The sequence below is a fragment of the Mycolicibacterium sediminis genome (assembly GCF_010731735.1).
Taxonomy (GTDB): domain Bacteria; phylum Actinomycetota; class Actinomycetes; order Mycobacteriales; family Mycobacteriaceae; genus Mycobacterium; species Mycobacterium sediminis.
The window spans coordinates 5,957,324-5,982,171 of the sequence record NZ_AP022588.1; the positions used below are offsets into that span (position 1 = coordinate 5,957,324).

Sequence of the window (24,848 nt, forward strand, 5' to 3'; positions counted from 1 at the left end):
ACGCCGGAACTCGACCATGTTCGTTCCTCTACTTCCGGGCGGGGCTCGCCGTCACTCGTCGTTGGTCACCCGAACCCTGCTGGTCGCGCCACCGTTCGAAGTCGGTTATATCAACATCCGATTGGGGTCTGCCATTCAGCGCCAGCAGCAATCCCGCTACGGCACCGGCCAATTCAAGATCACGGATGCGTGGCGCACCGATGCCGCTGCCCGCCCGGGGGATCGGGATCGTTACCGTGGACGTCGTCGCGCGGAACGCCGCACTCGGGTACATCCGCTTCAGCCGAAGTTGCTGGGAGTCCTGCAGCGGCAGCGGCGAGACGCGCAGCGTCGACTCGTTGACGGCGAGCACCTCGGTCACGCCGAACTCGCGGCACAGCAGTCGCAGCCTCGCGACGGCCACCAGCCGCTGCGCGGGCTCGGGCAGCGGACCGTACCGGTCGACGAGTTCGTCGACGACGGCGGCGATCCCCGCCTCGTCGGAGGCGGCCGCCAGACGCCGGTAGCCCTCGAGCCGGAGCCGGTCGCTGCCGATGTACTCCGGCGGCAGGTTCGCGTCGATCGGCAGGTCGATGCGGACGTCCTTCGGCTCCTCCACCGTCGCGACGGTCTTGCCGTCGACCGCGGCCCGGTAGGCCTCGACGGCCTCGCCGACCAGCCGCACGTACAGGTCGAACCCCACGCCCGCGACGTGCCCGGACTGCTCGGCGCCCAAAACGTTTCCGGCACCGCGGATCTCGAGGTCCTTCATCGCCACGGCCATGCCCGCACCCAGCTCGTTGTTCTGCGCGATGGTGGCCAGACGGTCGTAGGCCAGCTCCGTGAGCGGCACCTCGGGCGAGTACAGGAAGTACGCGTAGCCGCGTTCACGGCTGCGGCCCACGCGGCCCCGCAGCTGGTGCAGCTGCGACAGGCCGAACGTGTCGGCGCGCTCCACGATCAGGGTGTTGGCGTTCGAGATGTCCAGGCCCGTCTCGACGATCGTCGTACACACCAGGATGTCGAACTCGCGGTTCCAGAACCCCTCGACGGTGCGCTCCAGTTGCTCCTCGGGCATCTGCCCGTGCGCAACCACGACGCGCGCCTCGGGCACCAGATCGCGAATCCTCGCGGCCGCCGAGTCGATGGACCGCACCCGGTTGTGGATGTAGAACGCCTGCCCGTCGCGCAGCAGCTCGCGGCGCAGGGCCGCCGCCACCTGCTTGTCGTCCTGGGGGCCGACGTAGGTCAGCACCGGGAAGCGCTCCTCCGGCGGGGTCAGGATGGTCGACATCTCGCGGATGCCTGCCAGGCTCATCTCGAGTGTGCGCGGGATCGGCGTCGCGCTCATCGTGAGGACGTCGACGTGGGTGCGCATCGACTTGATGTGCTCCTTGTGCTCGACGCCGAAGCGCTGCTCCTCGTCGACGACGACCAGGCCGAGGTCCTTCCACGTCACACCGGTCTGCAGCAGGCGGTGCGTGCCGATGACGATGTCGACCGACCCGTCCTTCATCCCCTCGAGCACGGCGCGCGACTCGGCCGGGTCGGTGAACCGCGACAACCCCTTCACCGTCACCGGGAACCCCGCCATCCGGGACGAGAACGTCTGCAGGTGCTGATCGGCGAGCAGCGTCGTCGGGACGAGAACGGCGACCTGCTTGCCGTCCTGCACGGCCTTGAACGCCGCACGGACCGCGATCTCGGTCTTGCCGTAGCCCACGTCGCCGCAGATGACGCGGTCCATCGGGACCGCCTTCTCCATGTCGTTCTTAACCTCGGTGATCGCGGTCAGCTGGTCCATGGTCTCGGTGAACCCGAACGCGTCCTCCATCTCGTTCTGCCACGGAGTGTCCGGGCCGAACGCGTAACCGGGTGCGGCTTGGCGCTTGGCGTAGAGGGCGACGAGCTCACCGGCGATCTCGCGAACCGCCTTGCGCGCCTTGGTCTTCGTGTTCTGCCAGTCGCTGCCGCCGAGCTTGCTGAGCGTCGGCGCCTCACCACCGACGTAGCGGGACAGCTGATCGAGGGCGTCCATCGGCACGAACAACTTGTCGGATCCGCCGCCACGCTTGCTCGACGCGTACTCGAGTACCAGGTATTCGCGGCGCGCCCCGCCGACGGTCCGTTCGGTCATCTCCACGAAGCGGCCGATGCCGTGCTGGTCGTGCACCACCAGGTCGCCGGCCGTCAGCGCCAGCGGGTCGACGACGTTGCGGCGCTTCGCGGCAAGCCGCTTGCCCTCGTTGGCCGACGCACGGTTGCCGGTGAGGTCGGTCTCGGTGACGACGACGAGGTTGGCGCCGGGCAGCACCACGCCCTCGCAGAGCGGGCCGGTGAGGACGCCGACGACGCCCGGCTTGGGTGCGGCGCCCGGCTCCAACATGCCTGCGGGAGTGTCGGCTTCGCCCAGCTGCTCGACGATGCGGTGCGCCGTACCCGCACCGGGGGCGACGATCGCGGCCAGGCCGCCCGTGGCCACGTGCGCGCGCAGCATCGCGAACATCTCGTCGATCCCGACCTGCTGACCCCGCGCCGACGGAGCCGCCCGGACGTCCAGGGTGACGGCCTGCTCGTCGCCGAGCTGACTGAGCGTCCACCACGGGTGACCGCCCACCGTCGCGCCGGCACGCACGTCGCTCAATTCGCGGAAGCCCGAACCGCCGAGCTGCTCGATGTCGATGGGCGCGTCACCGCCGACGGCCGCCACCGACCACGACGCCTCGAGGAACTCGCGGCCGGTCTTGATGAGGTCGGCGGCGCGGGTGCGCACCTTCTCGGGGTCGCACACCAGCACGGGCGTGCCGTCGGGCAACTGGTCGACGAGCAGCGACAGGTCCGTCGGACGAAGCACCGGCAGCAGCGCTTCCATGCCGTCGACCGGCATGCCCTCGGCGAGCTTGGCGAGCATGTCGCCGACCGTGCCGGTGACCGACTCCCCGCCTGCCGGGTGCTCGGCGGACAGCGCCGCCGCGCGGTCCCGCACGTCCGGGGTCAGGAGCATCTCGCGGCAGGGCACCGCGACGACGGTGTCGATCTCGATCTCCGGGATGGACCGCTGGTCGGCGATCGAGAACATCCGCATCTCGGACACCTCGTCGCCCCAGAACTCGATGCGGACGGGGTGCTCGGCGGTCGGCGGGAAGAGGTCGAGGATGCCGCCGCGGACCGCGAACTCGCCGCGCTTGCCGACCATGTCGACGCGCGTGTAGGCGAGTTCGACGAGACGGGCGATGGTGCCGTCGAAGTCGGCGTCGACGCCCACGGTGAGCGACACCGGCTCGATGCCCGCGACGTCCGGCGGCATCGGCTGCAGCAGCGAGCGGACGGTCGTCACCACCGCCCGCAGCGGCGGTCCCAGGCGGGTGTCCTCCGGATGGGCGAGCCGGCGCAGCACCTTCATCCGCGCGCCGACGGTCTCCACACCCGGCGACAGGCGTTCGTGCGGCAGCGTCTCCCAGGACGGGAACATCGCGACGGCGTCGCCGAGGACCGCGCGCAGTTCGCCCGCGAGCTCGTCGGCCTCGCGGCCCGTGGCGGTGACCACCAGCAGCGGCCCGACCTCCACCAGCGCGGCCGCGACGAACAGCCGGGCGGCGGCCGGCCCGACCAGTGCGGCCTCGGCGACGCCCTCGGCGGCCCGGCGCGTGACGTCGCGCAGGCCCGGGTCGGTGAGCGCCAGCTCGACGAGCCCGCGAATCGGGGTCTGGACATGGTCGTACCCCGGTGCGTTCATGATGATCCCATTGTAGGAGGTTGCGGCAGGCGGCATCTCACCCGGCGGACCGGCGCCACCGTGGGCCTCCCGCACGCAAAACGGGCCGATGCCGTACCCAGGCCCCACTCGCGGCGGGGGCGCGCGTGCTGGCCTACTGCTCGTGCAGCGCCGGGTCGGGCTCGAGGTGGGTCAACCCGTTCCACATCAGGTTGACCAGGTGGGCGGCGACGACTTCCTTCTTGGGCTCGCGGGTGTCGAGCCACCACTGCGCCGTCATCGACACCGAACCGACGAGCGCCTGCGCGTAGAGCGGCGCGAGTTCGGGGTCGAGACCCCGCCGGGAGAAGTCGCCGGCGAGGATCGACGACACCTGGTTGACGGCGTCGTTCAGCAGGGTCGAGTAGGTCCCCGAGGTGATCGCGGCCGGCGAGTCACGGATGAGGATCCGGAAGCCGTCGGTCCGTTCCTCGACGTAGGTGAGCAGCGCCAGCGCGACCCGCTCGAGGCGCACGCGGGAGCGGTTGTTGCTCAGTGACGACGTGATGCCGTCGAGCAGAGCCGACATCTCGCGGTCGACGACGACGGCGTAGAGCCCTTCCTTGCCGCCGAAGTGCTCGTAGACGACGGGCTTGGAGACGTTGGCGCGCTGCGCGATCTCCTCGATCGACGTGCCGTCGTAGCCGCGCTCGGCGAACAGCGACTTCGCGATCTCGATCAGCTGTTGGCGGCGCTCGCTACCGGTCATCCGGGCACGAGGTGCGCGGGGCTCCTTCTCCGGTGCGGCCACGTGACGACCCTATCCTCGATGCCTCGGGCGTCGACTAGAGTCTCACCGAACAGTCCGTCGTAGTGTAATCGGCAGCACCTCTGTTTTTGGTACAGATAGTTCAGGTTCGAGTCCTGGCGACGGAGCCCCCCGCCGAGCGTGCGCGTCTGCGGCCGACACGCCGCCAAAATCCCACACTCTGCGCACGCTCGCGTGAAAAGAAGGTCACATGACGACACGAGGCGAGGCCGCGGTCATCGTCCTGGCGGCCGGGGCGGGCACCCGGATGCGCTCCGACACCAACAAGGTGCTGCACGCGCTCGCAGGCCGAAGCATGATCTCGCACGCCCTGCACGCCATCGCCGAGGTCTCCCCGCAGCACGTCGTCGCGGTCGTGGGTGCCAACCGCGAGCAGGTGTCGGCGGCCGTCGAGGGTGTCGCCGCCGAACTGGGCCGCCGGATCGACGTCGCCGTGCAGGAGCAGCAACACGGCACCGGGCACGCCGTGGCATGCGGGCTCGGTGCGCTGCCCGCGGCCTTCGACGGCACCGTGGTCGTGACGGCGGGCGACGTCCCACTGCTCGACGCACGCACCCTGGCCGGCCTGATCGACGGACACGGCGCCGAGTCGGCCGCGGCGACAGTGGTCACCACCACCGTCCCCGACCCGACCGGGTACGGCCGCATCCTGCGCACGCAGGACCGGGAGGTCATCGGCATCGTCGAGCAGGCCGACGCCACGCCGTCGCAGCTGGTCATCGATGAAGTCAACGCAGGCGTCTACGCCTTCGACATCACCGCGCTCCGCGACGCGCTGAGCCAACTGCGCTCGGACAACGCCCAGGGCGAGCTGTACCTGACCGACGCGATCTCGATCATCCGGGAGCGGGGGCACGTGGTGCGCGCTCACCACGTCGACGACAGCGCGCTCGTCGCCGGCGTCAACGACCGGGTGCAGCTCGCCCACCTCGGTGCCGAACTGAACCGCCGCATCGTCGCCGCCCACCAGCGCAGCGGCGTCACCGTCGTCGACCCCGGCACGACGTGGATCGACGTCGACGTGACCATCGGCCGCGACAGCGTGGTGCGGCCGGGCACCCAGCTGCTGGGCAGGACGACCGTCGGCGCCCGCTGCGAGGTCGGCCCGGACACCACGCTGACCGACATCACGGTCGGCGACCGTGCCTCGGTGATCCGGACGCACGGCACGTCGTCGACGATCGGCCCCGACGCCGTCGTGGGCCCGTTCACCTATCTGCGGCCAGGTACCGAACTCGGTGCCGACGGCAAGCTCGGCGCGTTCGTCGAGACGAAGAACGCGGTCATCGGCGCCGGCACGAAGGTGCCGCACCTGACCTACGTGGGCGACGCCGACATCGGCGAGCACTCGAACATCGGCGCCTCCAGCGTCTTCGTCAACTACGACGGGGAAACCAAGCGGCGCACCACGATCGGATCGCACGTCCGCACCGGATCGGACACCATGTTCGTGGCGCCCGTGACCGTGGGCGACGGCGCGTACACCGGCGCGGGCACCGTCATCCGCGACGACGTGCCGCCCGGCGCGCTCGCCGTGTCGGCCGGTCCGCAGCGCAACATCGAGGGGTGGGTGCTGCGCAAGCGGCCCGACAGCGCCGCCGCGGACGCCGCGAGGAGCGCCGGCGCGGAGCACCCCGAGGACGGGTCCTAGACGACGCCCTCGCTCGTGGGGTCGCGCCAGTGGCCCGACAGCGCGTCCTCTACGGCGCGCGTGGACCGTCCCAGATCGGCGCGCTCGACGTCGTCGAAGTCCTGCGCCGCGATGGTCCGGCGCAGGCGGGTCAGTTGGCTGGAGATCGCGTCGCCGTGGCCGTCTCCGGCGCACCACGCCACGTCGCGCAGCAGGCGGGTCAGCGCCGTCGAGACGGCGGCATCGGTGCGGCCGTAGTGCCGCGGCCCGCTGACCGCCTCGTCCAGCAGTTCTCCGAAGGACGGGCCCGGCACCAGGACGCGCAGCACGCCGTCGCCGTCCCGGTGTTCGGCACAGCCCAGCCGCTGCCGGGCCAGCCGGCTCAGCAGCGCCGACAGGAAGCCGATGCCGTGTACGGCGGTCGTCGGGTCGTTGACGCCCGGCGACAGCGCCTTGGTGACGACGTCGGTCAGCTGCCGGACCCCGTAGCCGATGTCGTCGACCGGCGTCCGTTCGTCACCGATGTGGACGGTCGTCGCGATGCAGTCCCGCATCCGGTCCGCCACGTCGTCGGCGAGGCCCGTGCCCGAGGGCCAGACGAAGGCCACCGGGGTGTCCCGGACGAGCCAGTCTCCCGGCCGACGCGCGACCTGCACCACGGCGCCCGCCTGCTCGGCGGCCCGGACCAGTCGCCGCGGGTCGACCCCGGTCACGAAGCCCGTGCGGGTGGCCAGGACGGTGGTCGCACCGTCCGGTGGCCGAGGCGCGTCGGCGAGTCGCGGCACGTCCTCCTCGCTCACCTCGTCGAGGATCTTCGACGAGTCGGCGAGGATCGACCCGAGCATCGTCTCCACCCTGATCTGCCGGACGAGATGCGCGAGGAACAGCACGAGGACCACCACGCTGACCACGGCGAGCAAGTAGGCGACGGTGACCGAGATCTGAGGCACGAACACGGAGCCGTCGTCGTCGGCGTCGCGCACCGTGCGCAGCACCGTCAGCGCGTAGGTGAAGGTGGCCAGGAACAGGCCGAGCGTCCGATGCACGACGGCATCGCCCACGAAGGTGCGGAGCAGCCGCGGCGAGAACTGTCCGCTCGCGAGCTGCAGCGTCACCAGCGTCAGCGAGAAGGTAAGGGACGTCACGGTCATCACCGACGAGGCGATGGCGCCCAGTACCTCGCGCGCGGCTCCTGCACCACCGCCGAACAGGAAGCCCGCCACCACGTCGGGCAGCGAGCCGTCGATCCGCGCGTCCAGCTCGGGCAGCGCCACTCCCGCGACAATCGCCACGGCGATGCTCACCGACGGCAGCGGCCACAGCCGCGTCCGGACGGCGTCGAGGAGTCTCGTCCGTCCGCGGTCCACGGCCGACGTAAGGGTCATGGGCACCACCTTCCTCCCACGTCCGCTGGGCCCCGTGCGGCAGGCTCGAATTCCTACCGACGAGTAGCGCGGGATCGCCGTTTGTTGGCATTCTCGTAACCCAGCCGCGTGACGACGTGCGCGCTACGTACCATTGCCCCCGTATCGACCGCCGACCGTGAAGGCAGCTGAAGTGGCTACGGACTGGACCGACAACCGCAAAAGCCTGATGCTCTTCTCGGGCCGCGCGCACCCCGAACTCGCCGAGCAGGTGGCGAAGGAGCTCGACGTCCCGGTGACGGCTCAGACCGCGCGGGACTTCGCCAACGGCGAGATCTTCGTGCGCTTCGACGAGTCGGTGCGCGGCAGCGACGCCTTCGTCCTGCAGTCCCACCCCGCGCCGCTCAACACGTGGCTGATGGAACAGCTGCTGATGATCGACGCCCTGAAGCGCGGCAGCGCGAAGCGGATCACCGCGATCCTGCCGTTCTACCCCTATGCCCGCCAGGACAAGAAGCACCGCGGCCGCGAGCCGATCTCGGCTCGTCTGGTCGCCGACCTGCTCAAGACCGCGGGCGCCAACCGCATCCTGACCGTCGACCTGCACACCGACCAGATCCAGGGCTTCTTCGACGGCCCCGTCGACCACATGCGGGCACAGAAGCTGCTGACCGGCTACATCGCCGACAACTACTCGAACCACGACATGGTGGTCGTCTCCCCCGACTCGGGCCGCGTCCGCGTCGCGGAGAAGTGGGCCGACGCGCTCGGCGGCGTACCGCTGGCGTTCATCCACAAGACCCGCGACCCGCTGGTGCCCAATCAGGTCGTGTCCAACCGCGTCGTCGGCGACGTCCGCGGCAAGACCTGCATCCTCACCGACGACATGATCGACACCGGCGGCACCATCGCCGGCGCGGTGAACCTGCTGCGCGAGGACGGCGCCACCGACGTCATCATCGCCGCGACGCACGGCGTGCTGTCCGACCCGGCGGCCCAGCGCCTCGCCGACTGCGGCGCCCGCGAGGTCATCGTCACCAACACGCTGCCGATCGGTGAGGAGAAGCGCTTCCCGGCGCTGACCGTGCTGTCCATCGCCCCGCTGCTGGCCAACACCATCCGGGCGGTGTTCGACAACGGCTCCGTCACCAGCCTGTTCGACGGGTCTGCGTAACCTGACGAACGTGACCGCTGAGGGCGGGCGCTCGAGCGCCGCGACGATCTACCACAACCCCAAGTGCTCGACGTCGCGCAAGACGCTGGACCTCTTGCGTGACAACGGCTTCGAGCCGACCGTGGTGCTTTACCTCAAGGAACCGCCCAGCCGCGACGCACTCGCCACGCTGATCGCCGAGGCCGGCATCGAGGTGCGGGCGGCGGTGCGCAAGCGTGAATCGCTCTACGCCGAACTCGGGCTCGCCGACGCCTCCGACGACGACCTGCTCGACGCGATGGCCGCACACCCCATCCTGATCGAGCGGCCCTTCGTCACCACCGCGAAGGGGACGCGGCTGGCGCGCCCGATCGACGCCGTCCGCGAGGTGCTGTGAACCGCCTGACCCGCTGGGTGGTGCCCGCCGCGGTGCTGACGGTCGGCCTGACGGCCTGCGGTCCGGCCGCGCCGGAGTACAAGTCGCTCTGGTCGAGTTCCCCGACGACGACCACCTCGACCAGCGACGAACCGCTGGTCCCGTTCTCCCAGTACCTCGAGGGCATCGGCGTCACCGGCGCGGCGATTGCCCCGGACAAGCTGACCGACCTCGTCGTCACCCTCCCCTCGCCGCCGGGCTGGCAGCCGTACGCCAACCCGAACCTCGCGCCCGGCACGCGGACGATCGCCAAGGGCACCACCTATCCGATCGCGATGCTGCTGGTGTTCCGGCTCACCGGCGACTTCGACGTCGCCGAGGCGCTCAAGCACGCCGACGCCGACGCCGAGATGAGCAAGGACTTCCGCAAGCTCAACGGGTCGAAGGAGAACTTCAAGGGCTTCCCGTCCTCGATGATCGAGGGCAGCTACGACCTCAACGGCCAACGCATGCAGAGCTACAACCGCATCGTGATCGCCACCGGCAAGCCGCCCGCGGCCAACATCCCCGGGCTGCGCTACCTCGTCCAGCTCACCGTGACGTCGTTCGCGAACGAGGCACGCGCCAACGGTCCCGACATCGAGCAGATCATCTCCGGCTTCACGGTCGCCGCCGCCAAGTAGCGTCCCGCTACTGTCGTCGTCATGACCGACTGGACAGCCGCCGACCTGCCCTCCTTCGCCGGACGCACCGTCGTCGTGACCGGAGCGAACAGCGGCCTCGGCGAGATCACCGCACGCGAACTGGCGCGCGCCGGCGCCACGGTGATCCTGGCCGTCCGCAATCGGCAGAAGGGCGAGGCCGCGGCGGCGGGGATGCCGGGCGACGTGGAGGTGCGCAGCCTCGACCTGCAGGACCTGTCCTCGGTGCGCGCGTTCGCCGACGGCGTCGACACCGTCGACGTCCTGGTGAACAACGCAGGGATCATGGCCGTCCCGTACGCGCAGACCAAGGACGGGTTCGAGAGTCAGATCGGCACCAACCACCTCGGGCACTTCGCGCTGACCAACCTGCTGCTGCCCAAGGTGACCGACCGCGTCGTCACGGTGGCCTCGCTGATGCACCTGATCGGCATCATCAGCCTCAAGGACCTGAACTGGAAGTCCCGGCCGTACCTGGCGTGGCCGGCCTACGGGCAGTCCAAGCTGGCCAACCTGCTGTTCACCAAGGAGCTGCAGCGCAGGCTCGAACTGGCCGGGTCGCCCGTTCGCGCGATCACCGCGCACCCCGGCTACTCGGCGACCAACCTGCAGGGCAACACCGGCAACGCGCTGGGCAGCAAGGTGTGGAAGGCCGCCAACGCCGTCGCCACCGACGCCGACTTCGGCGCGCGCCAGACGCTGTACGCGATCTCCCAGGACGTCCCCGGCGACGCGTTCATCGGCCCGCGCTTCACGATGTTCGGCCGCACCCAGCAGGTCGCTCGCAGCCCGCTGGCGAGCAACGCCAAGACCGCCGCCGCGCTCTGGGAGTTGTCGGCCCAGCTCACGGGCACCGACTTCACGCTCTGATTTCGTGATCGCGCCCGGAACCGGCTAACCTTCTACACGATCACGGCGAGGGTGGCCCCGGTTCCGGCGAAGCCACCGTTATCGACGGGAACTCAGCTGCAGCCCAGGCTGCGCCGAGCCGCCCTTGCCGCGCCCACACGCAGACCGGCACAGGAGCAGAACATCATGGCCAAGGCCAAGGCACACACCCCCAACAACCTCGTCGCGACGGTTCGCACGGAGACCGGCAAGGGCGCCTCGCGCCGCGCCCGCCGCGAGGGCCGCGTCCCCGCCGTGCTCTACGGCCACGGCACCGACCCCCAGCACCTCGAGATCGTGGCGCGCGACTTCGCCGCGGTGCTCCGCAACTTCGGCACCAACGCCGTCCTGACCCTCGACATCGAGGGCACCGAGGCCCTGGCGCTGCCCAAGCAGCTGGAGATCCACCCGATCCGCCGCAACATCCAGCACGTCGACCTCATCATCGTGCGCCGCGGCGAGCGGGTCACCGTCGAGATCAACGTCGCCGTCGAGGGCGACGCCGCGCCGGGCACCCTGGTCAACCAGGAGTCCAACGTCATCGAGATCGAGTCCGATGCCATGTCGATCCCGGAGAACCTCGTCGTCTCCGTCGAGGGTGTCGCCGCGGGCACGCAGATCACCGCCAGCATGGTCGAGCTGCCCGACGGCGTCACGCTGATCTCCGATCCGGAGCTGCTCGTCGTCAACGTGATCGTCGCCCCGACCGAGGAAGACCTCGAGGCCGACGGTGCCGGCGAGCTGGTCGAGGAGCCCGCGGAGGAGACCACCGAAGAGGGCGAGGGCGACGAGGACTCCGCCGACGCCGAGTCCGACTCCGAGTAGAGCCGGTAGGACGCGCCTTCGTGGCCGAACCGCTCCTGGTCGTCGGCCTGGGAAATCCTGGGCCGCAGTACGCCACCACCCGGCACAATCTGGGCTTCCTGGTTGCCGACGTGCTGGCCGACCGGATCGGTTCGGGCTTCAAGGTGCACAAGAAGTCCGGCGCCGAGGTGGTCACCGGCCGCCTCGGCGGCCGGTCGGTGGTCGTGGCGAAGCCGCGGACCTACATGAACGAGTCGGGCAGACAGGTCGGCCCGCTCGCCAACTTCTACTCGGTGGCGCCCGCCGACGTGGTGGTGATGCACGACGAACTCGACATCGACTTCGGCCGCATCCGACTGAAGTTCGGCGGCGGCGTCGCCGGGCACAACGGTCTGCGATCGGTCGGTTCGGCGTTGGGCACCAACGACTTCGCCCGGGTGCGGATCGGCATCGGCCGTCCGCCCGGGCGCCAGTCGGGTGCGTCGTTCGTGCTGGAGAACTTCAAGACGAAGGAACTGCCCGAGGTCGCGGTCGTCTGCGAGCAGGCCGCCGACGCCGCGGAGATGTTGATCAGCGACGGGCTCGAGCCCGCGCAGAACATCGTGCACGCCTGGGGGTGACCCCCTCCCCGAGACTGCGGTGACATCGAGATCCGCGCGTTGCGGTCGATCTCCCAGCAGGCTCGACGTGCGTGGCGGCGGCTAGTCCGAGGTACGGCGCGCGTAGGCGCGCAACGCGAACGGCGCGATCACGGCCGTCATCGCGATCGACCACAGGATGGTGGCCAGCACCGGATGGTGTAGCGGCAGTTGCGCGTCGGGCGGCGCGGCCGGACCGTTGCCCCACAGCTCCCGCATCGCCTGCGCCAGCGACGACACCGGATTCCACTCGGCCACCACCCGCAACCAGTGCGGCATGGGCTCGGTGGGCGCGAAGGTGTTGGCCAGGAACGTAATCGGGAACAACACGGTGAACATGACACCGTTGACGGCCTCCACCGACCGCATCAGCGACCCGATCAGGATGCCGAACCAGATCATCCCGAACCCGAACACCAGGATCAGCGCGAACGCCAGCACGGCCTCCGCGACGCTGCCGCGGATCCGCCAGCCGATGCACAGCCCCGTCACCGCCATCACGACCACGCCGATCGACGAGTGCAGCAGGCTGGCGACGCTACGGCCGATCAGCACCGCGGACCGTCGGATGGGCAGCGACCGGAAGCGGTCGATGATGCCCTTCTCCACGTCGGCGGTGATGCCGGTCGACACGACGAACGCGGTGAAGACGATCGTCTGCGCCTGGATCCCCGGCAGCAGGAACTCGCGGTAGGACGCGGCGCCCCTGGTCGCGATCGAGGCGCCGAACACGAACGCGAACAGCAGCACGAACATGATCGGTTGCACCGTCACGTCGCTCAGCATCTCCGGCATGCGCTTGGTGTGGATCATGTTGCGCTTGACCATGATCCAGGACTGCTGGGCGAGGTTCGTGGGGCGGATCTCGGGCCGATCGGTCTGGATGCGCGGTGCCACGGCGGTCATGCGGGGACCTCCTCGTCGTCGGCGCGGTGTCCGGTCAGTGACAGGAAGACGTCGTCCAGGCTCGGACGGGACAGGCCGATGTCGTCGACCTCGATCCTGCTCTCCTGCAGCCAGTTCGCCACGGTGGTGAGGTCGGCGATGCCGTCGGCCGACGCCGTCAGCTGCCGTGCGCCGACGTCGACGTGCACCTCGGAGCCGGTGCGTGCGAGCAGATCTCGGGCGGCGGGCAGGTCGACGGCGTGCGAGACGGTGACGACGAGGCTGGCGTTGCCGGCCTGCTGCTTGAGTTGCAGCGGTGTGCCCTTGGCGATGATGCGGCCGCGGTCGATCACGACGATGTCGTCGGCGAGTTGGTCCGCCTCCTCCAGGTACTGCGTGGTGAGCAGCAACGTCGTCCCGCCGGCGACCAGTCCCCGCAGCACCTCCCACAGGTCGCTGCGGCTGCGCGGGTCGAGACCCGTCGTCGGCTCGTCGAGGAAGAGCACCGGCGGCGAGGCGATGAGGCTGACGGCCAGGTCGAGGCGCCGACGCATGCCGCCCGAATAGGTCTTCGCCGGCCGGTCCGAGGCCTCGGCGATCGAGAACTGCTCCAGCAGCTGATCGCCGAGGCGCGCGAGGTCCTTCTTGCCGATGCCGTAGAGCCCGCCGATCATCCGGATGTTCTCCCTGCCGGTCAGCAGCTCGTCGACGGTGGCCGCCTGCCCGGTCAGCCCCATGTTGCGGCGCACCATGTCCGGATCCTCGAGGACGTCGTAGCCCGCGACGCGCGCGGTGCCGCTCGTCGGCGTCGACAGCGTCGTCATCATCCGCACGGTGGTCGTCTTGCCGGCGCCGTTGGGTCCGAGCAGGCCTAGGACCGTGCCCGCGGGTACGGAGAAGCTGACGCCGTCGACGGCGGTGACACCGTCGAACTGCTTGACCAGGTCGATCGCCTCGATGGCCGGTGCGTTCATCGGCCAACCGTATCGACGGGGTCCGACCGCGTGCCACTGCGTTTCCGGTTCACCCTCGGTGAGACTCGCCGCAGCACGGAAACTCACCGCCGGGCGTTCTACAGTCGCGTCGTGCTGATGTGGATCAACGGAGCCTTTGGATCCGGGAAGACCCAGACCGCGTTCGAGCTGCACCGCCGGATCGCCGGCTCGCACGTCGCCGACCCGGAGCTGATCGGCTTCGCCATCCAGAAGACGCTGCCCGCCGCCGCGCGGGGAGACTTCCAGGACCGGCCCCAGTGGCGCGCGGCCGTCGTGGCGACCCTGATCGACGCCGTGCGGGCCAACCCCGACGGGCCGGTGCTGGTGCCGATGACGCTGGTCGAGGCGGCCTACTTCGACGAGGTGATGGGCGGGCTGGCGGCCGCGGGGGTAGACGTCCGGCACTTCGCGCTGATCGCGTCGCCCGAGACGCTGCGTCGCCGACTTCAGACGCGCAGCGGGTACTGGGTGGGCCGGGCGGTAGGCCGGGAGGAGACCTGGGGCATCGCGCAGATAACGCGGTGCGTGACCGCCTTGGCGACCGACCGCTTCGCCGAGCACGTCGACACCGACGATCGCGCGATCGACGACGTGGTCGAGGACGTCGCGGCCCGGGCCGGCGTCCCGCTGACCGCTCCCAAGTTGGGGCCCGTCCGCTACCAGTTTCGTCGGGCGGCGGTGGGGATCCGACACGTCCGGCTGTGACTCGAGGTTTGAGTGCCTTCTAGCGTCGCGCGAGCGTGCGGAAACTAAGGTTCGCCAGCGGCGTGTAGCCCGCAGACACGCACGCTCGCCGGAGGACGGCCGAAGGCCTAGGTGACGAGGGCGACCGAGTTGGCGCGACGCAGCTTGCCGGACGGGGTCTTCGGGATGGTGCCCGGGCCGAGGACGACCACGTTGCGGGGCCGCACGTCGACCTCGGTGACGACCTCGTGGGCCACCTGGTGCTCGATGCGCCGCACCTCGACCGGGTCCTGCCAGGCGTTGGACTCGACCGCGACGGCGAACGTCTCCCGTGAGTGGCCGGCGTCCAGGCGCACCGCGACGGCGCAGCCGGGACGCACACCTTCGACGCGGCCCGCGGCACGCTCGATGTCGGTCGGGTAGATGTTGCGGCCCGCCATGATGATGACGTCCTTGACGCGGCCGCAGACGACGACGTTGCCCTCCTCGGTGATGTAGCCGAGGTCGCCCGTGTCGTACCAGCCGTAGTTGTCCTGCGACGGCAGGAAGCCGCCCATCGTGATGTAGCCGGGGGTCAGCGATTCGCCGCGCAGTTCGATGACGCCGACGCCGCGGGAGGGCATGACCTCGCCGTTCTCGTCGACCACCCGCGCCTCGAGGTCCTGCAGCAGCGGGCCCAGCGACGCGAGCCGCTTGGTGTTGCCCTTGGTGGAGGGCACGGCGCGGCGCAGGGCGGCCAGCAGGTCGGCGTCGACCTCGTCGACCACCAGGCCGGCGCCGCACGGCGAGAACGACACCGCGAGGCAGGTCTCGGCCATGCCGTAGGCGGGCAGGATGGCGGTCGGATCGAGGCCGAACGGCTTGCCCGCGTCGAGGAGGTCCTCGACGTCGGCGGGCTCGACGGGCTCGGCACCCGACAGCGCGAAGCGCAGCGTCGAGAGGTCGAAGTCGCCGGGCTTGGCCTGCCGGCGCAGCCGCTTGGCCAGCAGTGCGTACGCGAAGTTCGGCGCCGCGGTCATCGTGCCCTTGTACTTGTCGATGAGCTTCGCCCACAGCAGCGTGTCGCGGAGAAAGTCCATCGGCGTGACCTTGACCAGCTCGGCGCCGAAGTACATCGGGATGGTCAGGAAGCCGACCATGCCCATGTCGTGGAAGCAGGGCAGCCAGCTCACCATGACGTCCTTGTCGACGTCGTACTCCGCGCCGACGAACATCGCCTCGGCGTTGGAGTGGATGTTGCGGTGGGTGATCTGCACGGCCTTCGGCGAGCCGGTCGAGCCGGACGTCAGCTGCATCAGCGCGAGATCGTCCTCGTCGGTCTCGACGGGATCGATCGGCTCGGCCTCGAGCAGGTCGGTGACCGTGAGGACCTTGATGCCCTTCTCCTCGAGCACCGGGATCGCGACCAGGAACGGCTCCGAGACGATCACCGCGGACGCCTCGATCATGCCGATGACGTTCATCGTGTCCTCGGCCCACACGACGAGGTCGGTGCGCGGGGTCGGCTGGTGCAGCATCGTCAGGCTCGCGCCGCGCATCCAGACGCCCTGCGCGGTCGGCGCGATCTCGACGGGGTAGCCGGCCAGGACGCCGACGGCGTCACCGGGGCCGACTCCCGCGGCGGCCAGGCCGCCGGCGATGCGACGGGCGCGCTCGTGGACCTCGAGCCAGGTGTGCCGCACGGGCTCGTGCGGTTCGCCGGTCACCATGCCCCGCGCACTCTCCTGAGCGTTGCGGAACATCTTCTCGGTAAATCTGCTCACCACGACCTCCTGAATGCAGGCGCCTGTGCCCGGTCTTGCCGACGATTAATGCTCCTCCTGGTACACGTGACCTCGAAGGAGGCACGCGTGCACGATTTGGGAGCGGTTGTGTTGCGAAACGGTGTTGGCTTCGGCGTCCAGGCGGTGTCGATCAGCCGGAGTCGTGGGCCGTGGCGATGCAGAGCGCTGAAGGAACCCCCGCCGGGAGACCCGACGGGAGGTGTTGTCGCGGGAGCCGCGTCACCGGTAGCAGTCACCGTCGACCATCTTAAGAGACCCTTAAGTAACTACCAAACCGTTGGAAGAATTGAGGCGTGGGTCACACCTCGCGTCACCCCGCCGTGGGGGTCGGCACCACCCTGGCGCCGTGCACCGGACCGCTGGCGGCTCGCACCGTGCGGCACACTCCCTCACCCGCGAGTTCCACGCCCACGTCGACGGCGGCCGACGCCGAGGCGCACAGGAACGCACACGTCGGTCCCGACCCCGACACGATGCCGGCGAGCGCGCCCGCGTCGAGGCCCGCCTGCAGGGTGCGCCGCAACCGGCCGTCGAGGCCCACCGCGGCCGCCTGCAGGTCGTTCCCGAGCAGCGGGGCCAGCCGGGCCGCCTCCCCCGAGGCGAGCGCAGCGAGCAGCGGTTCGGGGTTCTCCAGCCGGGGCGCGCCGTCGTCGGCGGCGCGCATCCGGTCGATCTCGCCGAACACCCGCGGCGTCGACAGCCCTCCGTCGGAGAACGCCAGCACCCAGTGGAAGGTGTTGCGCGCGAGAACCGTTGCGAGTTGCTCGCCGCGACCGGTGCCCAGCGCGGTGCCACCGTGCAGGCCGAAGGGCACGTCGCTACCCAGTTCAGCGGCCAACGCGTGCAGGTCCCGTCGCGGCACGCCCAGTTCCCACAGCGCGTTCATCGCGACCAGGACGCCCGCCGCGTCGGCGCTGCCGCCCGCCATGCCGCCGGCCACCGGGATGGACTTCGCGATGGAGATCGCCACGTCGGGAGCTCGGCCGACGTGGTCGGCCAGCAGGTCGGCGGCCTGCCACGCGAGGTTCCGCTCGTCGGTGGGCAGCGCGTCCGCGCCCTCGCCCGTCATCTCCAGCGACTGGACGTCGGCATTGCGCACTGTCACCTCGTCGAACAGCGACACGGCATGGAAGACGGTGGTCAGTTCGTGGTAGCCGTCGTCGCGCAGGTCACCCACCTCGAGGTAGAGGTTCACCTTGCCCGGGACCCGCACCGTCACCGACCCCGACGGCACCCAGTCGGCTGCGGTCTTTCCGTCGGAGGCGGGCACGCCACGACACTATCGCCGTCGCGTGCGCCGGCGGGCGTCCATGGCCGAGTGGGAAGCGGCGTGCGCACTTACCCTTGGCCGATGCGCCATCCCCAGACACCGTCAGGGGACCCGGCGCGTTTCGGCGATTACGTCGTCGACGGCGTACTCGGGCAGGGCGGCTTCGCCACCGTCTACCGCGCGCATCCAGTGGCCGAACCGCAGCGTGCGGTCGCACTCAAGGTGCTCGACGACCGCCATCACGGCGAAGGGGATCTCGACCGCCTGCACCGGGAGTTCGACTTCGCACGCCGGGTGGCCCACCCGCACGTCGTCACCATGTACGACCGGGGCGCGGACTGGGTGTCGATGGAGGTGATCGGCGGGGGGACGGTGGCCGGCCTCACTACCACGGCCGACGTCCTCGCGGCGCTGGCAGCCGTCGCCGACGCCCTCGACCACGCGCACCGGCTGGGCGTGGTGCACTGCGACGTGAAGCCGTCGAACATCCTGGTCCGGGACAAGCCCGACGGTGGCGCGGTGTTGGTCGACTTCGGGGTGGCCCACTCGTCGACCGCCGCCGACGATCGGCGTGCGACCCGCATCGAGGCCTCGTTGCCGTACACCGCACCGGAGATCCTGCACGGCAGATCCCCTGTCGCGGCATCGGACGAGTACTCGCTGGCGTGCACCACAGTCGAACTACTCATCGGCGCACCACCTTTCACGGCGCACACGGCGATGGCGCTGATCGACGCGCACCTTCACGCGCCGGTGCCCCGGTATGCGCGCCGGGTCGCGTGGGTCAGCCACGCCTTTGATTCCATCTTGGCCAAGGCCATGGCCAAGGACCCCGATCTGCGATATCCCACGTGCTCGGAATTCGTCCAGCTGGCTACCAGGGCGCTCACAGGGAGAAACATTGCGTAACAGAAGGTTTACCGCTCCAAGTTTCCGGTCCGTTCACCCGGCGCTAACGTTCCCCCAATGGCTGCACCCACGGAGTACGACAATTCTGCTCTAGCGCACGAGGAAGAAGGCTACGAGAAGGGGCTCAAGCCACGGCAATTGCAGATGATCGCCATCGGCGGCGCGATCGGCACGGGGTTGTTCATGGGTGCGGGTGGTCGACTCGCCAGCGCCGGCCCCGGCCTGTTCATCGTCTACGCGGTCTGCGGGATCTTCGTCTTCTTCATCCTGCGCGCGCTCGGCGAACTCGTGCTGCACCGACCGTCGTCGGGATCGTTCGTCTCCTACGCGCGTGAATTCCTCGGCGAGAAGGCGGCATACGTCGCCGGCTGGATGTACTTCTTCAACTGGGCCTGTACATCCATCGTCGACGTGACCGCCATCGCGCTGTACATGCACTACTGGGGAACGTTCGACGCCATCCCGCAGTGGACGATCGCGCTCATCGCCCTGGTCATCGTGCTCAGCATCAACATGATCTCGGTGAAGTGGTTCGGCGAGATGGAGTTCTGGGCGGCACTGATCAAGGTCATCGCCCTGGTCACGTTCCTGATCGTCGGGATCGTCTTCCTCGCCGGGCGTTTCACGGTCGAGGGTGCGGCCACCGGTCCGTCGGTGATCGCCGACAACGGTGGCATCCTGCCCAACGGCGTACTGGCGCTCGTCGTCATCACCTCGGGCGTCATCTTCGCCTACGCCGCAGTCGAATTGGTCGGCACGGCCGCCGGTGAGACCGAGAACCCCGCCAAGGTCATGCCGAAGGCCATCAACTCGGTGATCTTCCGGATCGCGGTGTTCTACGTGGGCTCGCTGGTCCTGCTTGCCCTGCTGCTGCCCTACACCGCCTACGTGCAGGGAACCAGCCCGTTCGTCACGTTCTTCTCGAAGATCGGCGTGCCCGCGGCCGGCGACATCATGAACTTCGTCGTCCTCACGGCGGCGCTGTCGAGCCTGAACGCCGGGCTGTACTCCACCGGACGCATCCTGCGGTCGATGTCGATGAACGGCAGCGCGCCCAAGTTCACCTCGAAGATGTCCAAACGCGGTGTGCCGTGGGCGGGTATCGCCCTGACGGCGTGCTTCACCGTGGTCGGAGTCTTCCTCAACCTGGTGGTCCCGGCGGAAGCCTTCAACATCGCCCTGGACCTGTCGGCGCTGGGCATCATCGCCTCCTGGGCGACCATCGTCATCTGCCAGATCCAGATGTACCGCTGGTCGCGCAAGGGCATCCTCGAGCGGCCGTCGTTCCGCCTGTTCGGCACGCCCTACACGAGTTACGCCACGCTGGTGTTCCTCGGCGCCGTCACGCTGCTGATGTGCATCGAGAACTACTGGAACGCCGTGGCGCTGCTGATCATCGTCCCCGCACTGGTGGGTGGCTGGTACGCCGTGCGCGGCAGGGTGCTCAGCGTCGCCCAGGAACGCGTCGGCTACACGGGCAACTACCCGGTGGTCGCGGAGACCCCGCTGCAGGCCGAACTCATCGCGAAGGACAACCGCCTGCCTCGGGACCCGAAGCAGGACTGACTCAGAGGGTGCGCGCGCTCTCGTCCTGCTGCTGCGGCGGCCGTGGCTGCCAGCCCGAACGCTGCAGCAGCCGCACGAAGTCGGCGATGCTCAGGGTCTCCCCGCGACGCGCGGGATCGATGCTCGCCGACAGGAGTCGCTCGGCGGACTCGTTGCCCGAGCCCGCCCACTCCGCGAACGCGTTCCGCGAGGTCTTGCGACGCTGAGAGAACGCGATGTCGATGAGCTTGAAGACCTCGTCGCGGAACTCGGGATCCGTCGGCCACGGCGGAGGGGTGTCCGCGGGATGCTCGTAGCGGTCGATGCGCACCAGACCGGAGTACACGCGCGGGATCGGCCAGAACACCGTCGGCGACACCATGCCGTACCGGCGCACGTTCCCGTAGAAGCGGACCTTCGCGCTCGGCACGCCGTAGTCCTTGCCACCGGGCTCGGCGGCGAGACGCTCGGCAACCTCGGCCTGCACCATGACCATGACGGTGCGGATCGTCGGGAACTCGGCCAGCACGCGCAGGATGGCGGGCACGGCGACGTTGTACGGCAGGTTCGCCACGACGGCGGTCGGCTCCTGCTCGACGTCCTCGCGGCGCAGGGCGTCGAGGAGTCCGTCCCTGGTCAGGGTCAGGATGTCGTGGGTGATGACGTTCAGCCGGCTGATCTCGCTGTGCGAGTGCTCGGCGATGGTCCTGGGCAGCTGGTCGGCCAGGACCGGGTCGATCTCCACCGCGGTGACCCGCGCGCCACGGTCGAGCAGCGCGAGCGTCAGTGATCCGAGACCGGGTCCGATCTCGAGCACGTGGTCGTGGCGGTTGACACCGGAGGCGGACGCGATGCGACGCACGGTGTTCGCGTCGTGGACGAAGTTCTGCCCGAACGCCTTCCGTGGCCGGAAGTCGAGTTCCTTTGCCAAATGTCGTATCTCGGTGCGACCGAGGAGCCTGATGGTCAGCGGACTCCCAACCTTCCACTACAAGTCGGCCAGGCACCCCACCCTTGGCGCGCCCGGGTTACCTCAGCAATCGCGATCTGCTCTTCCCTAGTCGCGAGATCGGCGCGCTGAGCATACCGCAGACCACCGTTGCGCTCCCACGTGTTCTGGTCGAATTGCACTCCGCCGTAGAAACCGTTACCCGTGTTGATGGCCCAGTTACCACCCGCTTCGCAGCTCGACAGCGCATCCCAGGTGGCGCCCATGGCCACCGGCGGGACCTCCGTGCCGGGCTTCGCGCCCACGCGCGTCACGCCGTCGCGGGCCGGCACGAGGACGACATTGGCTACTGGCAATCTGCCGGTCTCCGCGCCGTTCACGCGGGCGACGGCGAACGTCACGTCCTGGGTTCCGGGGGTGCCGGGATCCTCCACGATCTGCCGGCTCATGTTCAGGTCGACGTCCTGTATCACGTGGTTGGCGGGCTGCAACGGCATCCGCTCGGTGACCTTCTCGACCCTCACGCGGGTCACCTCGATGCGCATGTTCTCCACGACCGGCGCGGACGCGGGCGGGACGACGGTGTCGCTCTGCTGCAGCGGCACACCGGCCGCCTCGAGGACGCCTGCGACGTTCGCGGCGGGCACTCGCACCGTCCGGACGGCTCCGCCGTCGTCGAGCTGGACCGTGCGCGGGCTCACCACCGGCAGGGACATGCCCGCGAGCGGCACCCGACTGCCACGCGAGGCGGCTGCGGGCGCGGTGTCGGTCATGGACAGCTGACTGAGCGCCTCCTGCACGGTCGAGGCCGTGGTCCACACCTCGCGGCTGTCACGGCCGTCGAGGGAGATCTGCAGGGGCCGACTGCGGCGCAGCACGATGGTCTCTGACTGCTCGACGGCGGCGTCGGCGGCCGGGAACAGGTCGTCGCGGTCGCCGACCTCGAAGCCGTTCTCCTCCACGACGTCGAGGACGTGGGTCTTCATGGTCGACACCGTCATCGTCGAACCGTCCACGGTCAGGTTGACGGTCTTGTGGGCCGCCACGGCGGAGCCGCCGGCGAAGACGAGTCCGACCAGGAGCAGGCCGACGCAGATCCGCAACATCGGCGAGCGGGTGTCGTGCAGTTCGCGCAGTGCATTCACAGCTGTTGTCCCCGAGGTGTCATAGCCAGCAAACGAAAGGATGTTCGTCTGGCGGATTCATCACAGAACGGTAACGAAAAGCCCAGGTGGGGGCAACTCGCATCACCCGTCGAAGCCGTAGATCGAGGCCGCATTGGCGTGCGTTCGACGGGCCAGCTCCTCGGCGGGTCGCCCCACGACGTCGGCCAGGGCCCGAACCGTGTACGGCAAACAGTACGGCTCGTTGGGCGCGCCGCGGTACGGATGCGGCGTCAGGAAGGGGGCGTCGGTCTCGACCAGCAGCTGGTCGACGGGGATCAGCCGGGCCGATTCCCGCAGCGCCGACGCGTTCTTGAAGCTCACGGTGCCCGACAGGCTGAGGAACCACCCGGCGTCCACGCAGGTGCGCGCCATCTCGGGTCCCGACGAGAAGCAGTGGAAGATCACGGTCTCGGGGGCGCCCTCGGCACGCAGCACGTCGAGCACCTCGGCGTCGGCGTCCCGGTTGTGGATCATCAGCGGCTTGCCGGTGCGCTTGGCCAGGTCGACGTGCCAGGCGAATCCCTCGCGCTGCTCGGCGGGTTCGGCGCAGCCCTCGAGGCGACCCGGCCAGAACATGTCCATGCCGGTCTCGCCGATCGCGACGACGCGCGGGTGGACCGCCAGCCGCTCGATCTCCGCGCGAGCCTCCTCGTCGAGTGCGTTCGCCCGGGTCGGATGCAGCGCGACGGCGGCGTAGACCCGGTCGTCCCACTCGGCTGCGGTGACGGCCCAGCGCGCCGACTCGAGGTCGTCGGCGATGGTCACGACGGCCTCGACACCGACCGCGGCCGCGCGGTCGAGGATCGCGTGCACGTCGCCGGCGTCGCGTGCCCCGCAGGCGTCGAGATGGGTGTGCGCGTCGACCAGCGGGGCGAGCGGCTCGGGTGGCGGAGGGGCCGGTCGCCGGTCCCGCGACGGCGGAGCCGCCTGGTTATCGGATGTCCCGGACACGACCTAGACAATAAGGTGAAGCGCGATGAACACCCCCGATCCCTCCCCTGCGGCCGACGGCCCCCACGGCGCCGGCAGGCCCTTCTACGTGACGACGGCCATCGCCTACCCGAACGGCGTACCGCACGTCGGCCATGCGTACGAGTACATCGCGACCGATGCGATCGCCCGCTTCAAGCGGCTCGACGGGTTCGACGTGAGGTTCCTCACCGGCACCGACGAGCACGGCCTGAAGATGGCGCAGACTGCGGCCGCCGAGGGCATCCCGACTGCCGACCTGGCGCGGCGGAACTCCGACGTCTTCCAGCGGCTCCAGGAGGGCCTCGGCGTCACGTTCGACCGCTTCATCCGGACCACCGACGCCGACCACGTGGAGGCATCGGTCGCGATCTGGAACCGGATGAGCGACGCCGGCGACATCTACCTCGACTCGTACTCGGGCTGGTACTCGGTGCGCGACGAACGCTTCTTCACCGAGGACGAGACCGAGGCGGCCGCGGACGGCTCGCGCATCGCCACCGAGACCGGCACGCCCGTCACGTGGACCGAGGAGCAGACCTACTTCTTCCGGCTGTCGGCGTATACCGAGCGGCTGCTCGCCCACTACGAGGCGCACCCCGAGTTCATCGGTCCCGACGTGCGGCGCAACGAGATCGTCAGCTTCGTCTCCGGCGGACTGCGCGACCTGTCGATCTCGCGGACGACGTTCGACTGGGGCGTCCAGGTGCCCGACCACCCCGACCACGTCATGTACGTCTGGGTCGACGCACTCACCAATTACCTGACCGGCGTGGGCTTCCCGGACACCGAGTCGGAGTCCTACCGGCGCTACTGGCCGGCCGACCTGCACATGATCGGCAAGGACATCATCCGGTTCCACACCGTCTACTGGCCCGCCTTCCTCATGTCGGCGGGGCTCGAGCTGCCGCGCCGGGTGTTCGCGCACGGCTTCCTGTTCAACCGCGGCGAGAAGATGAGCAAGTCGGTGGGCAACGTCGTCGACCCCGTCGACCTCGTCGACGCGTTCGGGCTCGACCAGGTGCGCTTCTTCCTGCTGCGCGAGGTGCCGTTCGGTCAGGACGGCAGCTACAGCGAGGACGGCATCATCAGCCGGATCAACACCGACCTCGCCAACGAGCTGGGGAACCTGGCGCAGCGGTCGCTGTCGATGGTCGCCAAGAACCTCGACTCGCGCGTGCCCGACCCGGGAGAGCTGGTCGCCGCCGACATCGAACTGCTCGATGCGGCCGACGCACTGCTCGAGCGGGTGCGCGGCCACTACGACGATCAGGCGCTGCACCTGGCGCTCGAGGCGATCTGGTCGGTGCTCGGCGCGGCCAACCGCTACTTCTCCGCCCAGGAGCCGTGGGTGCTGCGCAAGTCGTCCGAACCGGCCGACCAGCAGCGCTTCGGCGCGGTGCTCTACACGACGCTGGAGACCGTCCGGATCGCCGCGCTGCTGGTGCAGCCGGTGATGCCCACGTCGGCGGGCAAGCTCCTCGACCTGCTAGGCCAGGACGGCGACGCCCGCACGTTCGCAGCCGCGGCGACGCGCCTGACCCCCGGCACCGAGCTGCCCGCGCCGCAGGGAGTGTTCCCCCGCTACGTCCTCCCGGAGTGACCTGCCCCACATTCGGCGCCGTGGTGTCACACT

At 69.6% G+C, this 24,848-nt stretch carries 21 protein-coding genes and 1 tRNA gene; 12 read left to right on the forward strand and 10 right to left on the reverse strand.

Annotated features, from left to right (window positions below; all coding sequences use genetic code 11):
* Positions 1 to 28: 28 nt before the first annotated feature.
* Together mfd and G6N64_RS28335 are read right to left on the reverse strand one after the other, a co-directional pair.
* A complete protein-coding gene (mfd, locus tag G6N64_RS28330) occupies positions 29 to 3,715 on the reverse strand; it encodes a transcription-repair coupling factor (protein ID WP_163801079.1) in 3,687 nt (1,228 codons plus the stop codon).
* A gap of 133 nt (positions 3,716 to 3,848) precedes the next feature.
* Positions 3,849 to 4,442 carry a TetR/AcrR family transcriptional regulator gene (locus G6N64_RS28335; protein WP_163802184.1) on the reverse strand — a complete coding sequence of 198 codons (594 nt, stop codon included), beginning with the start codon at positions 4,440 to 4,442 and terminating at the stop codon, positions 3,849 to 3,851.
* 95 nt (positions 4,443 to 4,537) lie between these two features.
* Here G6N64_RS28335 and G6N64_RS28340 point away from each other — a divergent pair.
* A tRNA-Gln gene (locus G6N64_RS28340) sits at positions 4,538 to 4,609 on the forward strand.
* Between the two features lie 83 nt (positions 4,610 to 4,692).
* Entirely contained in the window at positions 4,693 to 6,153 is a 1,461-nt protein-coding gene (gene glmU / locus G6N64_RS28345) for a bifunctional UDP-N-acetylglucosamine diphosphorylase/glucosamine-1-phosphate N-acetyltransferase GlmU (protein WP_163801080.1), read from the forward strand.
* Here glmU and G6N64_RS28350 read toward each other — a convergent pair.
* Positions 6,150 to 7,517, reverse strand: coding sequence for a DUF2254 domain-containing protein (locus G6N64_RS28350; protein ID WP_163801081.1), 1,368 nt, complete (start codon positions 7,515 to 7,517; stop codon positions 6,150 to 6,152). The two genes, glmU and G6N64_RS28350, sit on opposite strands and share 4 nt — an antisense overlap.
* A 172-nt stretch (positions 7,518 to 7,689) precedes the next feature.
* On the opposite strand from G6N64_RS28350, the gene G6N64_RS28355 reads away from it, so the two are divergent.
* From G6N64_RS28355 to pth, 6 genes are all read left to right on the forward strand, one after another.
* The gene (locus G6N64_RS28355; protein WP_163801082.1) at positions 7,690 to 8,670 is read left to right on the forward strand and encodes a ribose-phosphate diphosphokinase; all 981 of its coding nucleotides are present in this window, start codon (positions 7,690 to 7,692) and stop codon (positions 8,668 to 8,670) included.
* Between the two features lie 10 nt (positions 8,671 to 8,680).
* Entirely contained in the window at positions 8,681 to 9,046 is a 366-nt protein-coding gene (arsC, locus tag G6N64_RS28360; RefSeq protein ID WP_409370718.1) for an arsenate reductase (glutaredoxin), read from the forward strand.
* Positions 9,043 to 9,708 (forward strand): LpqN/LpqT family lipoprotein, encoded by a 666-nt coding sequence (locus tag G6N64_RS28365; protein ID WP_409370717.1) that lies wholly within the window; start codon positions 9,043 to 9,045, stop codon positions 9,706 to 9,708. Before arsC ends, G6N64_RS28365 begins: the two co-directional genes overlap by 4 nt.
* Before the next feature lie 21 nt (positions 9,709 to 9,729).
* On the forward strand, positions 9,730 to 10,596 hold the full coding sequence (locus G6N64_RS28370) for an oxidoreductase (protein ID WP_163801083.1): 867 nt from the start codon (positions 9,730 to 9,732) through the stop codon (positions 10,594 to 10,596).
* A 165-nt stretch (positions 10,597 to 10,761) separates the two neighbouring features.
* Positions 10,762 to 11,439, forward strand: a complete 678-nt coding sequence (locus tag G6N64_RS28375) for a 50S ribosomal protein L25/general stress protein Ctc (protein ID WP_163801084.1) — start codon at positions 10,762 to 10,764, stop codon at positions 11,437 to 11,439.
* A 20-nt stretch (positions 11,440 to 11,459) separates the two neighbouring features.
* Positions 11,460 to 12,038, forward strand: a complete 579-nt coding sequence (gene pth, locus G6N64_RS28380; RefSeq protein ID WP_163801085.1) for an aminoacyl-tRNA hydrolase — start codon at positions 11,460 to 11,462, stop codon at positions 12,036 to 12,038.
* Between the two features lie 81 nt (positions 12,039 to 12,119).
* Here the strand turns inward: pth and G6N64_RS28385 are convergent, their stop codons facing one another.
* A complete protein-coding gene (locus tag G6N64_RS28385; RefSeq protein ID WP_163801086.1) occupies positions 12,120 to 12,962 on the reverse strand; it encodes an ABC transporter permease in 843 nt (280 codons plus the stop codon).
* The gene (locus tag G6N64_RS28390; protein ID WP_163801087.1) at positions 12,959 to 13,915 is read right to left on the reverse strand and encodes an efflux ABC transporter ATPase subunit, DrrA-related; all 957 of its coding nucleotides are present in this window, start codon (positions 13,913 to 13,915) and stop codon (positions 12,959 to 12,961) included. Before G6N64_RS28390 ends, G6N64_RS28385 begins: the two co-directional genes overlap by 4 nt.
* Positions 13,916 to 14,026: 111 nt before the next feature.
* On the opposite strand from G6N64_RS28390, the gene G6N64_RS28395 reads away from it, so the two are divergent.
* Positions 14,027 to 14,641 carry an AAA family ATPase gene (locus G6N64_RS28395; protein WP_163801088.1) on the forward strand — a complete coding sequence of 205 codons (615 nt, stop codon included), beginning with the start codon at positions 14,027 to 14,029 and terminating at the stop codon, positions 14,639 to 14,641.
* A gap of 107 nt (positions 14,642 to 14,748) precedes the next feature.
* Here G6N64_RS28395 and G6N64_RS28400 read toward each other — a convergent pair whose 3' ends face one another.
* Together G6N64_RS28400 and G6N64_RS28405 are read right to left on the reverse strand one after the other, a co-directional pair.
* Positions 14,749 to 16,383, reverse strand: coding sequence for a fatty acyl-AMP ligase (locus tag G6N64_RS28400; RefSeq protein WP_163801089.1), 1,635 nt, complete (start codon positions 16,381 to 16,383; stop codon positions 14,749 to 14,751).
* A gap of 331 nt (positions 16,384 to 16,714) precedes the next feature.
* Complete coding sequence (locus tag G6N64_RS28405; RefSeq protein ID WP_163801090.1) at positions 16,715 to 17,674, reverse strand: 4-(cytidine 5'-diphospho)-2-C-methyl-D-erythritol kinase; 960 nt, start codon at positions 17,672 to 17,674, stop codon at positions 16,715 to 16,717.
* A gap of 81 nt (positions 17,675 to 17,755) precedes the next feature.
* Between G6N64_RS28405 and G6N64_RS28410 the strand changes: the two genes are divergently transcribed.
* Both G6N64_RS28410 and G6N64_RS28415 read left to right on the forward strand, forming a co-directional pair.
* Positions 17,756 to 18,583 (forward strand): serine/threonine-protein kinase, encoded by an 828-nt coding sequence (locus tag G6N64_RS28410; protein ID WP_163801091.1) that lies wholly within the window; start codon positions 17,756 to 17,758, stop codon positions 18,581 to 18,583.
* A 57-nt stretch (positions 18,584 to 18,640) separates the two neighbouring features.
* Positions 18,641 to 20,149 (forward strand): amino acid permease, encoded by a 1,509-nt coding sequence (locus tag G6N64_RS28415; RefSeq protein ID WP_163801092.1) that lies wholly within the window; start codon positions 18,641 to 18,643, stop codon positions 20,147 to 20,149.
* Position 20,150: 1 nt separating this feature from the next.
* Here G6N64_RS28415 and rsmA read toward each other — a convergent pair whose 3' ends face one another.
* From rsmA to G6N64_RS28430, 3 genes are all read right to left on the reverse strand, one after another.
* Complete coding sequence (gene rsmA, locus G6N64_RS28420) at positions 20,151 to 21,098, reverse strand: 16S rRNA (adenine(1518)-N(6)/adenine(1519)-N(6))-dimethyltransferase RsmA (protein ID WP_163802187.1); 948 nt, start codon at positions 21,096 to 21,098, stop codon at positions 20,151 to 20,153.
* Entirely contained in the window at positions 21,095 to 22,222 is a 1,128-nt protein-coding gene (locus tag G6N64_RS28425; RefSeq protein ID WP_163801093.1) for a resuscitation-promoting factor, read from the reverse strand. The genes rsmA and G6N64_RS28425 overlap by 4 nt, the downstream gene beginning before the upstream one ends.
* 102 nt (positions 22,223 to 22,324) lie before the next feature.
* Positions 22,325 to 23,194, reverse strand: a complete 870-nt coding sequence (locus tag G6N64_RS28430; RefSeq protein ID WP_163801094.1) for a TatD family hydrolase — start codon at positions 23,192 to 23,194, stop codon at positions 22,325 to 22,327.
* Positions 23,195 to 23,219: 25 nt separating this feature from the next.
* On the opposite strand from G6N64_RS28430, the gene metG reads away from it, so the two are divergent.
* Positions 23,220 to 24,815 carry a methionine--tRNA ligase gene (gene metG, locus G6N64_RS28435; RefSeq protein ID WP_163801095.1) on the forward strand — a complete coding sequence of 532 codons (1,596 nt, stop codon included), beginning with the start codon at positions 23,220 to 23,222 and terminating at the stop codon, positions 24,813 to 24,815.
* The last annotated feature ends 33 nt before the right edge of the window (positions 24,816 to 24,848 follow it).

Bases quoted from the DNA above. Each gene is read 5' to 3' on its own strand.
- mfd (WP_163801079.1), bottom strand. From the start codon at position 3,715: ATGAACGCACCGGGGTACGACCATGTCCAGACCCCGATTCGCGGGCTC.
- G6N64_RS28335 (WP_163802184.1), bottom strand. From the start codon at position 4,442: ATGACCGGTAGCGAGCGCCGCCAACAGCTGATCGAGATCGCGAAGTCG.
- glmU (WP_163801080.1), top strand. From the start codon at position 4,693: ATGACGACACGAGGCGAGGCCGCGGTCATCGTCCTGGCGGCCGGGGCG.
- G6N64_RS28350 (WP_163801081.1), bottom strand. From the start codon at position 7,517: ATGACCCTTACGTCGGCCGTGGACCGCGGACGGACGAGACTCCTCGAC.
- G6N64_RS28370 (WP_163801083.1), top strand. From the start codon at position 9,730: ATGACCGACTGGACAGCCGCCGACCTGCCCTCCTTCGCCGGACGCACC.
- G6N64_RS28375 (WP_163801084.1), top strand. From the start codon at position 10,762: ATGGCCAAGGCCAAGGCACACACCCCCAACAACCTCGTCGCGACGGTT.
- G6N64_RS28385 (WP_163801086.1), bottom strand. From the start codon at position 12,962: ATGACCGCCGTGGCACCGCGCATCCAGACCGATCGGCCCGAGATCCGC.
- G6N64_RS28390 (WP_163801087.1), bottom strand. From the start codon at position 13,915: ATGAACGCACCGGCCATCGAGGCGATCGACCTGGTCAAGCAGTTCGAC.
- G6N64_RS28410 (WP_163801091.1), top strand. From the start codon at position 17,756: ATGCGCCATCCCCAGACACCGTCAGGGGACCCGGCGCGTTTCGGCGAT.
- G6N64_RS28415 (WP_163801092.1), top strand. From the start codon at position 18,641: ATGGCTGCACCCACGGAGTACGACAATTCTGCTCTAGCGCACGAGGAA.
- metG (WP_163801095.1), top strand. From the start codon at position 23,220: ATGAACACCCCCGATCCCTCCCCTGCGGCCGACGGCCCCCACGGCGCC.